Genomic DNA, 13,601 nt, shown 5'->3' on the forward strand with positions numbered 1-13,601 from the left:
CCTCGCTGGTCGCATGCCCGCGCGGGCCGTAGTTTCCAGACATGAGCACGCTGGAGAACAAGGAAACGATTCGCGCCGTCTTCGCGGAGATGGCGAACGGCAACGGCCGCGCCCTGACCGACGCCATGGCCGACGAATGCCGCTGGGTCTTCCCCGGCGTCTGGTCGTGGGCCGCGGTGTGGGAGCCGAAATCCGCTGTGGTGCAGGGTCTGCTGCGCCCCTTGATGGCGCAGTTCGCGGGCGACTACCGCATGGTGGCCGACAGTATTCTCGCCGACGGCGACCGGGTGGTGGTGCAGGCGCATGCCACCGGCACCACCCTCGCGGGCGAGCCCTACCCGCAAACCTATTGCCTGGTCATGCGATTGGCGGGCGGGCGAATCATCGAGATCGTCGAACACTGCGACACCGCCCTCGTCGAACGGGTCCTGACGCCGCTCGTGCGGTAACGATCGGCGAATCTCGTTACGGTTCGCGGAGATCGGAGTGACTACGCCCTGAACCGAAGAAAGCGCCCCGGCACGGATGCCGGGGCGCTTTTCCAGAAATCGATCAGGCGAACAGGCGCGACGCCAGTTCCGGGGTGAGCACCTCGTAGGCGTCGGTGGTGCGGTTGTACCACCAGGTGCGGTCGTCGGGCTCTGCCCGGCCCGCGGCCTGCACCGCCCGGGTGGAAGGCCGGAAGGTGGAGCTGCGCGGAATGTCGTCGACCACGTAGACGATGTCGGGCCGCTGCTCCGGAGCCAGGGCCCGGACCGCCTCGGTGACATCCTTGGGGGCCAGGCTGAAGCCCTGGCGGACGCTCACCGCGGCCACCGCCAGCACCCGGTCGCGCGCCGGGATGGCGAAGGCCACCTCCATGTCGACCGCGGTGATGTCGTTGAGGACGTCCACGATCGGCTGGGTGTAGACCGGACCGCGCGGCGTCGGGATCACCGTGTCGCGGCGGTCCATCAGCCAGTAGTCGCCGTCGCTGTCGCGGCGGAAGAGGTTCTCGGTCGGCATCCAGGCGTCGCCGGGGGTGAACACCCCGCGCAGGCCGCCCGCGGACAGGTCGACGGTGTCGGTCACCGTGCCGATCAGCAGGCCCACCTCGTTGTCGGCGCAGCGCCGGGCGAAGCCGCTGTCCTCGGTGAGGATCTCGTCGGTCAGCGGGTCGTAGGCGATGAGTTCCACCTTCGCGGTGCCCGGCACCGGACGGCCCTTGGAACCGATCTTCGCGCCGGCCACATTGGCCAGCACCACGTCGCCCTCGATGGAGGCGTAGAACTCGACCACCTTGGCGGGGGTGAAGCGTTCCTCGGTGCGCCGCCACAGGCCCGCGGGCATGCCCGAGCCGATGAACAGGCGGATCGGGTGCGGGTGCCCGGCGACGAAGGTGTCGGTGTCGAGGATGTCGCGCAGCATGGTCCAGGTGTAGGTGACCACGGTGACGCCGTAGCGGTGCACCTCCTCCGCGAACCGGGCGGGCTCGAGCGAGCGGGCCAGCGCGATCCGGCTGCCACCGGCGACCGCGCCGCCCAGACTCACCAGCAATCCGGACGAATGATGCAGCGGCGCAAGGCAGTACACGGTGTCGTGCCGGCCCAGGTTGGCGGCCGAGGCGGTGCCGAAGGCCGACAGCGCCCAGCGGTGGTTGGTCACGTACTTGACGTCGAACTTGTCACCGGTGCCGGTGACCAGGATGAAGGCCAGCTCCCGGGCCAGGCCCGGATTCGGGCGGTACCAGGCGGGCAGCTCCACCTTGTCGGGGTCGATCTGCTCCATGTCGATCACGTCGGCGCCCACCGGGACGTCCAGTTCGCGGGCGTCGCCGCCGCCCAGCACCAGCACCCGGTGCCCGGTGGCCGCGGCGCTGGCCAGGTTCTCCGGATCGGCGAGGATCAGCTTGGTCCCGGTCAGCTCGGCGATCTTGGACAGTTCACTGCCCGGCGCGAGCAGCACCGCGACCGCGCCCAGGCGCGAGAGCGCGGCGATGGCGGCCAGCGCGCTGGGCCGGGTCTCCATGACCACGCCGACCCGGGTCGCGGGACGCACGCCGACCGAGATCAGCCCGCGCACCACATTGTCGATGCGCTGGTTGACCGCTTCCTGGGTGTGCACACGGTCGTCGAACAGGAACAGGTCCCGGCCCGGCGCGCGAGTCGCCTGCTCGGCGAGCAGACGGCCCAGCGAGATCCGGGTGTGCGGCTGGATCATGCCCAGCCGGGTCAGCCGGGGCAGCGCCCGGGCGGCCTCGCTGGTCAGCTCGACGGTGCCGCGCAGGGTCTGCCCGGCCACGCCCTCGATGGTCTTGCCGACGCTGGTCCCGGCCTCGGCCAGGGTGCCCAGGGCGTGCACCACCCTGGTCAGACCGGTGCGCGGGCCGCCGCGGACCACCTCGGTGCTCATTCGCTCGACCTGCTCGGGCAGGACCCCGCGGCCGCTGACGTGGTTGACCCAGTCGCGGACCACGGGCCAGGTCTGCTTGGTGGCGGTGGATCCCGACACCAGTCCGAAGTGCCCGGCCACGATGCTGGTCTCGTACACCTCGGCGTTCGGGGCGGCGCGCACGATGCCGCGCACGGCGGCGGGCTGGCCGATGTCGTCGACCTCGCCGACGAAGGCCAGGATCGGGCACTTGATCTCGGCCAGCGAGATGAGCTGGTCGCGGATCACGAAGCCGCCCAGCATCATTCGATTGTGCTTGACGAACTGCTGCAGCAGGTCGGTGAGCGCCGGGCCGGGATAACCGAGCCAGCCGTCGACCTCGAGGAAGCGGCGCTGGCGCTCCTTGGGCAGCAGCGCCTCACGGTTGTGCAGCTGGCGCAGGAAGTCCAGCCGGGCGCGCACCGTCTTGACCGGGTCCAGGGCCTGGAAGCCCAGGCGCACCATGGAATCGGTGATGGGCAGCCGGTTCAGCACGTGGTCGGTGAGGAAGTCCGCGGCGTCGGCGGCCAGCCCGTGCGGCAGGCCGAACGGCATGCCGGCCACGGCGTCGACCGGGCTGCCGAAGGTCACGATGGACTCGATGCCCTTGCCGTAGCGGTAGGCCGCGGTCTGATACGCGAACATGCCGCCCTGCGAGTAGCCCATGAGATGGACGGCGCGCCCGGTGATCTCGGTGACCGTGTCGATGGCGCTCGAGACCGCCAGCACGTGGTCGGCGAGGTCGCGGTCCCAGCCGCCCTCCTCGGTGGCGGGCGAGCCGAAATCGACCACCCAGCAGTCGATTCCGCCCTGGTGCAGAATGCCGACCGCCCCATCGGCGGCATTCACGTCCCAGATCTCAGCGGTCACCATGATGGGCGGCACCAGCACCACCACGGGGCGCTCGGCCCCGGTGTCATCGGGGAAGTAGTGCCGCAGGCGGTACATCCGCTTCCGCTCCACCACTTCGTACGGTGACGATTCGATGTCGTGAACCAGCCCCCCGAACCGGATCACCTCCAGGCCGTTCTGCGCGGTCGCTACCAATCGCTCGATCGGACCCACGACGGACCTCGTATTGAATTTCACGGCTTCTCTCCCAGACATTTCCTGGCCTTGACCAGCGTCACCCGCCCCGACGCGTCCCGATGAGCTTGCCATACCCCCAGCCTACTGCGCTGGCGCTGTGACCAGCACCATGCGAGCTAATCGTGGCTAACCAAACCGGGCGTTCGGGGTTTACGGGATACAGCAACATTCCAGGCATCATGTTTTGCCTTTTCGGTCCGCCGCACCCAAGCGACCTCTACCATCGGTATCGCTGGAACGCAGTGTCGCGCTTGTCAATTCACTCACTTGTCTAATTTCTGCAGGCCTTTTCCCGGCCTGCCGCTCTGCCGTGGACTCCACCGCTCTATGACCGCGGTGGCCCTTCGAGGTGAGGACCGCAGCATGACCATCGAATTGCCCATCGAGCTCACTAACGGCCAACGCAAGTCCCTCAGCACCGCCGCGGCCAGCCAGCTGGCCCACACCACCAAATCCGAACCGCAGATGCAGGGCATCAGCTCCCGCTGGCTGACCCGCTCCCTGCCGTGGACCCAGGTGAAGGGCGGTGTCTACCGGGTCAACCGCCGCCTCACCCACACCGTCGGCAACGGCGAGGTGGAGTACATCATCAACGGCCCGCACGCCCGTGTCATCCCGCTCGAGCTGCAGGAGCTGCCGCAGCTGCGCGGCTTCGACGACGAAGAGGTGCTGGCCGCCGTGGCCGGGCGCTTCGAACAGCGGGATCTGCCCGCCGGCACCGTGGTCGCCGAATTCGGCAACCCCATGGACCAGGTGCTGCTCATCGTGCACGGCAAGCTCTCCAAGATCGGCGCCGGCGAGTACGGCGAGACCACCAAGCTCGGCATGCTCGGCGGCGGCGACTTCTTCGGCGACGAGACCCTCACCAGCGGCGACGCCATCTGGCCGGTCACCATCAAGACGGTCACCCCGACCACCATGCTGGTGCTGGCCCGCTCCACCGTCGAGCAGCTCACCGAGAACATTCCGGCACTGGCGGAACACCTTTCCGCCGTGGCCACCGCGCCCGCGCTGCCGCAGAACAAGTACGGCGAGGCCGAGATCCTCATCTCCTCCGGCCATTCCGGGGAGCCGATGCTCGAGGGCACCTACGTCGACTACGACGACCAGCCCCGCCAGTACGAGCTGAGCCTGGGCCAGTCGGTGCTGCGTGTGCACACCCGCGTCGCCGACCTGTTCAACGATCCGATGGATCAGATCGAACAGCAGCTGCGCCTGACCACCGAGGCCCTCTACGAGCGCCGCGAATACGACCTGGTCAACAACCCGGACTTCGGTCTGCTCAACAACTGTGACCTCAAGCAGCGCATCTACACCGAATCCGGTGCGCCCACCCCGGACGACATGGACGACCTGCTGTCCATGCGCCGCAGCACCAAGCTGTTCCTGGCCCACCCCAAGGCGATCGCCGCGTTCGGCCGCGAATGTTCCAAGCGCGGACTGTATCCGGACCCGGTGGAGGTCGACGGCCATCGCGTGCCGGCCTGGCGCGGCGTGCCGATCTTCCCGTGCGGCAAGATCCCGGTCTCCGACACCCAGACCACGTCCATCCTCGCCATGCGGACCGGCGAGAAGGATCAGGGCGTGATCGGCTTGCACCAGACCGGAATTCCGGACGAGTACGAGCCCAGCCTGAACGTGCGATTCAAGGGCATCGACGATCAGTCGATCATCTCCTACCTGGTCAGCTGCTACTACTCGGCCGCCGTCCTGGTCCCCGACGCGCTCGGCATTCTCGACAATGTGCTGGTCGCCCGTCAGTCCGACTGAGCGAGGTGTCCACCCATGTCGGTGCTCTCCCGCGCCGCGGCCCCGCCTGCCACCCATGAGGTGGCGGCGGCCGTCGCCGCTCTGCTGACCAATCTCGACACCACCGCACCCGAGACCCTGTTCGCCGCCGCCGAAGCCGCGGCGGCCCAGGGTGATCGATCCCTCGGCCTCGCCGATCCCGGCCTCGGCACGCCCGAGGAGCTCTCCCCCCGACGGCTGCTCGGCCCCTCGGGCCTCGGGGCCCCGAGTCTCCGCGTGAACCTACCCACCCCCCAGGTGATCACGGAGCTCGCGGGACAGGCATCGCGTCCGCCGTCGCCTGCCGGCGGCGCGGTGCCGACGCCGCGGCCGCCGATCTCCCCGGCCCGGCCACGGGGTCCCATCCCCCGGTCCCTGGGTTCCGGGCGGATTCCCGCTCCGCCCGCCGAACCGGTCACCCCGGTCTCCGGTGCGGCGCCGAATTCGGTTGAGCCCCGCCGGTTCTCGCACGGACCGACCGGTATCGGGACAGCCTCCACCCATCGGGGCCAGCCGCGCGGTTCGATGATTCCCACGCTCTACTGTCCGCCGCCGGTGCGGGACAACCCCGCGCTCGCGGAGGCGGTGAACGTCGGAATCATCGCGTGGGCCGAGGAGATCGGGCTCTACGAGGGCCGGCTCGACGAACTCCGCAAGGCCGACTTCGGCCGGTTGATCATGCTCGCGCATCCGGACTGCGACGATGCGGACCGATTGCTGGCCGTCGCCAAATGCGCGGTCTCGGAGTGGTCGGTCGACGACTACTACTGCGAGGAGGACGCCAGCGACATCGCACCGGACGGCAGCAAGTCCAGTGCGGAGGCCGAGCTGGGGCCCCGGCTCGAATTGGCCGCCGCCGCCATGGATCCCGTGCACCTGCCACCCCACTACCAGGTCAAGGTGGAGGAGGCGATGCGCGCCGATCCCATCCTGCGTGCCTTCCGCACCTCCTTCGAGCACCTGTCGCGGTTCGCGACCCCGGCCCAGGTCGCCCGGTTGCGCACCGAGATCGCGGGCTGGTTCATCGCGCTCGGCGCCGAGGCGGGCTGGCGGGCGGCCGGCCGGATGCCGCCGGTGTGGGAATACCTGCTGAACCGGCAACCGCACAGCTTCCTGCCGTGCATGGCCCCGCTGGACGCGGTCGGCGGGTACGAGCTGCCCGCCGCGGAGTATTCCGATCCGCGGGTGCGGCGGGTGGTCACCACCGCCGCGCTGGCCAGCCAGATGGTCAACGACCTCTACTCGATGGCCCGCGAGGACCTCTCGGGCGGACGGGAATTCAACCTCCCGACCGTGCTGGCCGCCGAGGAGAACTGCTCGCGCCGCGAGGCCGTGCGGCGCACCGCCGAGGTCCACGACGAACTGGTGCACCGCTTCGAGGCCGAGGCGGGTGCGCTCGCCGCCACCGGATCCCCGGAGCTGCGCCGCTTCCTGACCGGGCTGTGGTCCTGGATGGGCGGCAACCGCGCCTGGCACGCGGACAGTCGCCGCTACAACGACAATCCCTGAGCCGCTTCGCATTTCACGCGATCGGTGTTCCCGTCCCGCACCGGTGTGTTCGTTCGCGCAGTACTTCCAGCGTCATATCACCCATTCGAGAGGATGACCTGCCATGACCGCGCTTCACCCCCAGACCGACGCCGTCCTGAAGACCGAGTACCAGAAATCGGTCGCGTCGTACTGGAACAACAACCCCAACGACGACCGGGTCAACACCAAACTCGGCGAGGTGGACGGGCTCTATCACCACCACTACGGCATCGGCGCACCCGATCTGTCGGTCCTCGAGGGTCCGGAGGAGACCCGCCAGGAACGTCTGGTCAAGGAGCTGCACCGGCTCGAGACGGCCCAGGCCGACGTACTGCTCGACCAGCTCGGCGACGTCCGCCCCGGCGACGCGCTGATGGACGGCGGGTCCGGTCGCGGCGGCACCAGCTTCATGGCCAACCAGCGCTTCGGCTGCCGGATGGACGGCGTCACCATCTCCGAGTACCAGGTGGGCTTCGCCAACGACCAGGCCCGCGAGCGCGGCGTCTCGGACAAGGTGCAGTTCCACTTCAAGAACATGCTCGACACCGGGTTCGAGACCGGCTCCAAGCGCGGCATCTGGACCAACGAGACCACCATGTACGTGGACCTGTTCGAGCTGTTCGCCGAGTTCTCCCGGCTGCTCGAGCCGGGCGGGCGCTACGTCTGCATCACCGGCTGCTCCAATGACGTGTTCGGCGCCCGCTCCTCCTCGGTGAGCTGGATCGACGCCCACTACGGCTGCAACATCCACCCGCGCAGCCAGTACTTCAAGGCGCTGGCGGCCAACAACCTGGTGCCGGTCGCGGTCCGGGACCTCACCCCGGACACCATCCCGTACTGGGAGCTGCGCACCCACTCCGAGCTGGCGACCGGAGTCGAGAAACCCTTCCTGACCTCGTACAAGGAGGGCAGCTTCCAGTACCTGATGATCGTCGCCGATAAGGTGGGCAGGTGACCGGCACCCTTGACGCATCCGGCACCACCCCGGTGGCGGATTCCGACGCCACCCCGGTGGCCGACCGTGAGACCCTGCTCGTCGAACTCGTCGACGAGCAGGGCCACGCGCGCGGATCACTGTCGGTGGCGGCGGCGCACACCGCGCCCGGACAGCTGCATCGAGCGTTCTCGGTGCTGCTGTTCGACGCCGGTGGGCGGGTGCTGTTGCAGCAGCGGGCCGCGGTGAAGACCCGCTTCCCGCTGCTGTGGACCAATACCTGCTGCGGACATCCCGAGCCCGGGCAGCCGGTGCTGGAGGCGGCGGCCAAGCGGCTGCACGAGGAGCTCGGCGTCACCGCGGAACTGTCCGAGGTGGGCGCGTTCACCTACCAGGCCACCGACCCGAACACAGGCCGCGTCGAATTCGAATACGACCACGTCGTGATCGGACGGCTGGACGAGACCGTCCCGCACCCGAATCCGGACGAGGTGGCCGATACCGCGTGGATCCGGCCGGACACCCTGGCCGAGGATGTGGCGAACGAGCCCGCCCGCTACACCCCCTGGCTGAGCGGCGTCCTGGAGGTCATCGCCGCGCGCCGCTAGGCGCAGCGCCCGACGGAAGCGCCGGCGGTCGGCCGGAACGGCGGCCCATCCGGCCGATCGCGGCGGGTCCGGTCAGGCCATGGCGGGCTGCTGCTCCGCGTCGAGCAGCCAGTCGTTCGGCGCGAAGAGCTCGAAATGGACTTGGTCCGAAGGGATTCCGGCAGCCGCGAGCTGGGCGCGCACATGCTGCAGGAAACCGGTGCCACCGCACAGGTAGTAGTCCGCACCCTCGGGGAGCTCGACCTGGGTGACATCCAGCAGACCGTGATCGTCGGCCTCGTACCAGGCGCGGACGTACACGTCCGACAGGCGGCGGGACAGCTCGGCGACCGTCTCACGCAGCGGGTGCGAGGTGCTGGAGCGGTCGGCGTGCAGGACGACCGTTCTGCGCGTCGGGGTTTCAGCCGCCAGGTATTCCAGGATTCCGGCCATCGGGGTGACACCGATGCCCGCGGAGATCAGCACGACGGGCGTTTCGGCCTCGGTGTCGATGGTGAGATCACCGAAAGGAAGGGTGATCTCGAGGGTGTCGCCGGGCTGGATGTTGTCGTGCAGCCAGTTCGACACCTCACCGGCGGGCACATCCGAGTCCGCGGGCACCGCGCGCACTGTGAAGGCCAGGCGGCCGTCGCCGCCTCGGTTGACGAGGCTGTACTGGCGCAGCTGGCGCGCGCCGTCGGGCAGCCGGGCGCCGACCGAAATGTACTGTCCGGGTACGAACCCCGGCAGCGGCCGGGTCGGGTCGACGGATTCCACAGCGAAGGTGACCACGCCCGAGGGATCAGTGATGCGCTCCACCACCCGCGTCTGACGGAAGACGTCACCGGGCTCGACCCCGGCCTGGTCGTACAACTCGCGTTCGAAGTCGATGAGAGTCTTGGCCATCAGCCAGTACACGCGATCCCACGCGGCCGCGATCTGCGGACTCACCACGTCCGCGCCCAGCACCTCGACGATGGCGGCGAACAGGTGCTCGTGCACGATCCGGTATTCGGGTTCGGTGACGGCGAGCGAGACGTGCTTATGGCCGATGCGGGCCAGCAACTCACGCGGGTGCGGCAGCGCCGGGTCGACCAGGTGGGTGGCGAAGACGGCGATGGAGGCCGCCAGCGCCTTGGACTGCCCGCCCTGCTTCTGATTACCGCGATTGAAGCGGTCGCGCAGCAGTTCCGGATGCGCGGTGAACATCTTGCGGTAGAACAGCTGGGTGATCTGATCGATGTTCGCCGCCACCAGCGGTAGCGTCGCGCGAATCACCTCGGCGTGCTCGGGTTCCAGTTCGGGGACGGTGTTCAGGGTGGAATCCGGCGCGAGCCTCATGAGGTCTCCTAGATTTCGGTGAGTGCGACTGCCGGGAAGACCGGCATGTGCAGCAGTTCCACGGTGCGCTGATCCACCAGATCGGCCAGGACGTACCGATCGAGTTCGGCATAGAAGGCGTTCTGCGCCTTCGCGAGGACTCCCCGCAAACGACACGCATTCGCAATGGGACACGGATTGTCACCGATGCAGTCGACGACTTCGTTATCACATTCCAGCTGTCGCACAATAGTGCCGATGGTAGTTTTTCGGCCGGCATCGGTCAGGAAAATCCCGCCGGTGCGCCCGCGCTGGGACTCGACATAGCCGAGTTCTGCCAGCTTGGAGACGGCCTTGGCGACGTAGTTCTCCGAGGCGTTCACCTGCCGCGCAATGAGTTTGACGGTGACGCGCTCGTCGGCCCCACTGCTGACCGCCAGGCGCATGAGCGACCGCAAGCCGAGATCGGTGAACCGGGAGAGCTGCATGAGATCCACCGTACTAATTGCGATTAAGAAAAGCCGAATATTTTGACTGTGCCGTCTAATACGCGAAATCGTGCGGATTATGTAAGCCACGCCACATTTCTCAGCGCTTCTTCATCATCGAATGGCAAATCCCTGGCAGCGTCCGGCACCGCTGCCAGGGATTTCGGTGAGGGATGGCCTCAGGCCGCGACCATCAACTGGGTGCGCGTGGCCAGCCCGTAGTAGATCACCAGCGCCAATCCGCAGCCGATGAACCAGCTGTACTGGGCCGCGGTGTGCATGCCGTACACGTCCTTGGCCAGCACTGGGAACACCGCCGCGATGGCGCCGATCACAGTGGCGATCACCGCGACCGGGTTGAATCCCTTGCGGTACCAGTACTTCCCGGTCTCGGCCATGGTGAACAGCTCGTCGACCACGATGGTCTTCTTGCGCACCAGGTAGTAGTCGGCGATGAGCACGCCGAACAGCGGTCCGATGAACGCGCCCAGCACTTCCAGGGTGTAGTGGATGACGTCCGGGTTGTTGTACAGGTTCCACGGCGTGATCAGCACCGACCCGACCGCCGCGATCATGCCGCCCATCCGCCACGAGATCTTCTGCGGGCTCACGTGCGAGAAGTCGAAGGCGGGCGAGATGAAGTTGGCGACGATATTGATGCCGACCGTGGCGATGGTGAAGGTGAGCGCGCCGAGCACGATCGCGAAGGTGGAGTCGATGCGCGAGACGGTCTCGACGGGATCGGTGATGAGCTCGCCGTACACCGGGATGGTCAGCGACGCGGTGATCACCACCAGCAGCGAGAAGGCCAGGAAGTTGACCGGCAGCCCGAGCAGGTTGCCGCGCTTCACCGCCTCCAGGGACTTGCTGTAGCGGGAGAAGTCGCCAAAGTTCAGCATGGGCCCGCAGAAGTAGGACACCACCAGCGCGATCGCGCCGAGCAGCACCGGCAGCGCGTCCCAGCCGTGGTACTTCACCGCGCCCAGCTGCAGGTCGATCGCGCCCCAGCCGGCCTTGTAGATCAGGTAGCCGCACAGGAAGAACATGACGACATAGACGGCGGGACCGCAGAAGTCGATGAACTTGCGGATGGACTCCATGCCCTGCCAGAACACGGCGGCCTGCACGATCCACAGCACCAGGTAGGCGCCCCAGCCGAGCAGCGACAGGCCGAGGAAGCCGTAGTCGCCGGACTTGGCGTAGGGGGCCAGGCTCGGGAAGAGCTTGACCGCCACCACGATCAGCGCGGCCGAGGCCAGGTAGGTCTGAATCCCGTACCAGGCCACCGCGATCAGGCCGCGGATGATGGCCGGGATGTTCGCGCCCTTCACGCCGAAGGCGCTGCGGCACACGACCGGGTACGGGACGCCCGCGCGCTGGCTGGGCGCGGCCACCAGATTGCACAGGAAATATACGATCGTGATGCCGATGAGCAGGGCGACCAGCACCTGCCAACCCGCCAGGCCGAGCGCGAAAAGGCTACCGGCGGTGACGTATCCGCCGACGCTGTGCACATCCGACATCCAGAAGGCGAAGATGTGGTACGAGCCCCAGGTCTGTTTCTTCAGGGGGGCGAGATCGTCATTGGTGAGCCTGAGGTCGTAGTCTGGAGCGGGCGGCGGTGCCGCTGATTCCGCACCCGCCGCTGCGGGAGTGACGATGTCGGTCATGGGGTTGCATCCGATCCGAAAGCCGATGAGTGTGCTCAAGGTAGGAATCAGCCGTTCCCCATGGATTGCTTTTCGGTTTCCGGGCCATTGCGTGATCCGTATATCTTTTCCGACCAGCCCGTTCACACGTGCTTCACATTTCTCGGGCGCTGCGTGCGGGATTCGCTATTATCCGCCGCGCCGCGCCACCCCGCGGGTGAGGTGAATTCCTGGCAACATGGCGCGCATGGAGCTCATGGCGCGGATCGAGGCGGCGGCGACTCTGCTCGAACCGGTGATCCGCCGGACGCCCGTGGTCGGTTCGCGGGTGCTGGCGGAGCGGGTCGGGCACCCGGTGTGGCTGAAGTGCGAGAACCTGCAGCGCACCGGATCGTTCAAGCCGCGCGGCGCCTACAACCGGATCGCGAATCTGTCGCCCGCCGAGCGGGAGCGCGGCGTGGTGGCGGCCAGCGCGGGCAATCACGCGCAGGGGGTGGCTTGGGCGGCGACCTCGCTGGGTCTGGACTCCACGGTGTTCATGCCGGTCGGCGCGGCCCTGCCGAAGCTGGTGGCCACCCGGGCCTACGGCGCGACCGTGTACCAGGTGGGCGACACCGTCGATCAATGCCTGTTCGCGGCAAAGGAATTCGCCGATCGCACCGGGGCGACGCTGGTGCACCCGTTCGATCATCTCGACATCGTGGCCGGGCAGGCGACGGTGGGGCTCGAAATCCTCGAGCAGCTTCCGGATGTCGGCACCGTGCTGGTCCCCACGGGTGGTGGCGGCCTGCTCGCGGGCGTCGCGGCGGCCCTGCAACGGCTGCGCCCGCAGGTCCGGGTGATCGGGGTCCAGGCCGCCGAGGCGGCCGCCTGGCCCGCCTCCCTAGCCGCGGGGAAACCGATTGCCTTGGAACAGATGTCCACCATGGCCGATGGCATCGCGGTGGGCCTGCCCGGCGAGGTCCCGTTCGAGCACGTCCTCGACTCCGCGCCCACCATCGTCACCGTCGACGAGGACGCCCTGTCCAGGGCGCTGCTGCTGTGCATGGAACGGGCCAAGCTGATCGTCGAGCCCGCGGGCGCGGCCGGTGTCGCCGCCCTGATGGCCTACACCGCAGCGGAACTCGCCCTCGACGGCCCGGTCTGCGCCATCCTCTCCGGCGGCAATATCGACCCCCTGCTGCTGACCCGCGTCATCGGCCACGGCCTCAGCGCCGCCGGCCGCTACCTGGCCGCCCGCATCACCATCTCCGACCGCCCCGGCAGCCTGTCCCGCCTCCTGTCCGAGCTGAGCCGCACCGGCGCGAGCGTCCTCGACGTCGCCCACTCCCGCACCGGCGCCTGGCTCGGCATCGACGAGGTCGAGGTCCTCCTCACCCTGGAAACCCGCGGCCCCGCCCACCGCGACGAGGTCCTCACCACCCTCGCCGACGCGGGCTACGAGGTCCGAGTCCAGGACTGAGCCCCTGCCCGAACCTCAGTGCGCCCCACCGAGTTCCAAGGCCAGCACCCCCGCGATCACCAACACGATCCCCCCGATCTGCACCGCCGTGATCCGCTCGTCCAGGAACAACGCCCCGATGGTCGCCACCGCCACCACCCCCACCGCCGACCAGATCCCGTACGCCACCCCGATCGCCATCCCCCGCTTCAACGCCTGCGACAAGAAGTAGAACGCCGCCCCGTACCCGATCACCACGATGATCGAGGGCACCAGCTTGCTGAACCCCTCGGAGATCTTCAGCGACACCGTCGCCGTCACCTCACACGCGATCGCCAACGCCAGCAACAACAAGGTCATAGCCGC

Annotated in this window: 11 protein-coding genes; 6 read left to right on the plus strand and 5 right to left on the minus strand. The window is 68.2% G+C overall.

Annotated features, from left to right (window positions below):
* The first annotated feature begins 41 nt into the window (after positions 1-41).
* A complete protein-coding gene (locus ACQP06_RS23315) occupies positions 42-449 on the plus strand; it encodes a nuclear transport factor 2 family protein (protein WP_433666608.1) in 408 nt (135 codons plus the stop codon).
* A 103-nt stretch (positions 450-552) separates the two neighbouring features.
* Here the strand turns inward: ACQP06_RS23315 and ACQP06_RS23320 are convergent, their stop codons facing one another.
* On the minus strand, positions 553-3,516 hold the full coding sequence (locus tag ACQP06_RS23320; protein ID WP_433666609.1) for an AMP-binding protein: 2,964 nt from the start codon (positions 3,514-3,516) through the stop codon (positions 553-555).
* 345 nt (positions 3,517-3,861) lie between these two features.
* Here ACQP06_RS23320 and ACQP06_RS23325 point away from each other — a divergent pair, with 345 nt between their 5' ends.
* The 4 genes from ACQP06_RS23325 to idi all read left to right on the plus strand — a co-directional run bounded on the left by ACQP06_RS23325 (position 3,862) and on the right by idi (position 8,358).
* On the plus strand, positions 3,862-5,268 hold the full coding sequence (locus ACQP06_RS23325; RefSeq protein ID WP_433666610.1) for a family 2B encapsulin nanocompartment shell protein: 1,407 nt from the start codon (positions 3,862-3,864) through the stop codon (positions 5,266-5,268).
* Between the two features lie 15 nt (positions 5,269-5,283).
* Complete coding sequence (locus ACQP06_RS23330; RefSeq protein ID WP_433666611.1) at positions 5,284-6,795, plus strand: family 2 encapsulin nanocompartment cargo protein terpene cyclase; 1,512 nt, start codon at positions 5,284-5,286, stop codon at positions 6,793-6,795.
* A gap of 103 nt (positions 6,796-6,898) precedes the next feature.
* Positions 6,899-7,771 carry a geranyl diphosphate 2-C-methyltransferase gene (locus ACQP06_RS23335; RefSeq protein WP_433666612.1) on the plus strand — a complete coding sequence of 291 codons (873 nt, stop codon included), beginning with the start codon at positions 6,899-6,901 and terminating at the stop codon, positions 7,769-7,771.
* Positions 7,768-8,358 (plus strand): isopentenyl-diphosphate Delta-isomerase, encoded by a 591-nt coding sequence (gene idi, locus ACQP06_RS23340; protein WP_433666613.1) that lies wholly within the window; start codon positions 7,768-7,770, stop codon positions 8,356-8,358. The genes ACQP06_RS23335 and idi overlap by 4 nt, the downstream gene beginning before the upstream one ends.
* Positions 8,359-8,430: 72 nt before the next feature.
* Here the strand turns inward: idi and ACQP06_RS23345 are convergent, their stop codons facing one another.
* From ACQP06_RS23345 to ACQP06_RS23355, 3 genes are all read right to left on the minus strand, one after another.
* Positions 8,431-9,678: an FAD-binding oxidoreductase gene (locus tag ACQP06_RS23345; RefSeq protein WP_433666615.1), complete on the minus strand. Its 1,248-nt coding sequence runs from the start codon at positions 9,676-9,678 to the stop codon at positions 8,431-8,433.
* Between the two features lie 8 nt (positions 9,679-9,686).
* Positions 9,687-10,145 (minus strand): RrF2 family transcriptional regulator, encoded by a 459-nt coding sequence (locus ACQP06_RS23350; protein WP_433666617.1) that lies wholly within the window; start codon positions 10,143-10,145, stop codon positions 9,687-9,689.
* Positions 10,146-10,324: 179 nt separating this feature from the next.
* Positions 10,325-11,815, minus strand: a complete 1,491-nt coding sequence (locus tag ACQP06_RS23355; protein ID WP_433666619.1) for an NCS1 family nucleobase:cation symporter-1 — start codon at positions 11,813-11,815, stop codon at positions 10,325-10,327.
* Between the two features lie 217 nt (positions 11,816-12,032).
* Here ACQP06_RS23355 and ilvA point away from each other — a divergent pair, with 217 nt between their 5' ends.
* A complete protein-coding gene (gene ilvA / locus ACQP06_RS23360; protein WP_433666620.1) occupies positions 12,033-13,256 on the plus strand; it encodes a threonine ammonia-lyase in 1,224 nt (407 codons plus the stop codon).
* Positions 13,257-13,271: 15 nt separating this feature from the next.
* Here the strand turns inward: ilvA and ACQP06_RS23365 are convergent, their stop codons facing one another.
* A complete protein-coding gene (locus ACQP06_RS23365; protein ID WP_213554672.1) occupies positions 13,272-13,595 on the minus strand; it encodes a DMT family transporter in 324 nt (107 codons plus the stop codon).
* Positions 13,596-13,601: the final 6 nt, after the last annotated feature.

The sequence above is a fragment of the Nocardia sp. CA-136227 genome (assembly GCF_050955695.1).
Taxonomy (GTDB): domain Bacteria; phylum Actinomycetota; class Actinomycetes; order Mycobacteriales; family Mycobacteriaceae; genus Nocardia.